Here is a 986-nt window from a genome sequence, read left to right on the forward strand (position 1 = left end):
GCCGCGCGCCGACTCGGCCACCTCCGGGTGAAGCATCGTCAGGCCACGCACGTGCGCTTCGTAAATCACCGTGTCTTCCCACGCCACGCCCGGCGGGCGATCGCGCCCCCAGGTGAAGGCATCATCGACGACCGCGCACTTGGGCATGAACGGGGCGCTGTCGCGCTTGTCGAAGCTCAGGTCCTTGTCGCGGTGCCCGACGGTATAGCCGAACAACGCCGGCGCCCATTTGAGCTGCCCCACGATCTGCCGGGCATACGGGTCCAGCAGCAGCTTGTTGGCGTTGAAACGGTGGCCCTCCTCGGGCGCGTACGGGCCGTGCACGCGATAGCCATAGCGCTGGCCCGGGCGGGCGTCAGGCAGGTAGCCATGCCATATTTCATCGGTGTACTCGGGCAGGACGATCCGCTCCACCTCGCGCCCGCGATCGTTGAACAGGCACAGCTCCACCTTGGTGGCATGCCGGCTGTAGAGCGAGAAATTGACCCCCAGCCCATCCCAGGTGGCCCCCAACGGGAACGGGCGGCCCGCGCGCAGGCGCGAGGTCTGTACCGACGGCTGACCGTTCATTGGCCGCCCTCCCCGCCCGTGGCGGCCTGCAGTTCGGCCTCCAGCAGGCGCTCGGCCATCAGCCAATGGCGCATGCCCTGATCATCCGGGCGGCCCTCGGCCTCCCAGATCTGGCGCGCCAGTTCTTCAATGCGTTCGCGGCGTTCTTGCTCTTCCATGGGTCCCGGCTTCATTGGTGGATCAACACGGTCACGGGGCTGTCCGCAGACAGCGCCCGCAGGGAAATTCCAACGGTCTGAATATCTACAGCCAGCCCGGTGAGTACGTTGCGATAGTGGCCAGGCGGGACGTTGACGCGTGCCCCACCCCAGAAGCGACCCGGCAGCGCGGCGCTCGCCTGCGCGGCCGGGCCGGCGGTGGTATCGATCGCCACCACCAGCACCAGCCGCTGCTGCGCGTGCTGCCGGCTCAGCGCC

The 986-nt window shown here is 68.3% G+C and carries 2 protein-coding genes and 1 pseudogene; all 3 read right to left on the minus strand.

Features of this window, described 5'->3' with window-relative positions; translation table 11 throughout:
* Positions 1–570 (minus strand): annotated as a pseudogene (locus RTO53_RS14395) (glycogen debranching enzyme GlgX); the annotation flags it as partial.
* Positions 567–728, minus strand: coding sequence for a DUF2934 domain-containing protein (locus RTO53_RS14400; protein WP_312238436.1), 162 nt, complete (start codon positions 726–728; stop codon positions 567–569). The pseudogene RTO53_RS14395 and the gene RTO53_RS14400, both read right to left, overlap by 4 nt.
* An 11-nt stretch (positions 729–739) precedes the next feature.
* Positions 740–986, minus strand: a 247-nt coding sequence (locus RTO53_RS14405; protein WP_312238437.1) for a hypothetical protein, incomplete at its 5' end; no start/stop codon positions are given.

This window comes from Stenotrophomonas sp. (assembly GCF_031995405.1).
GTDB lineage: Bacteria > Pseudomonadota > Gammaproteobacteria > Xanthomonadales > Xanthomonadaceae > Stenotrophomonas.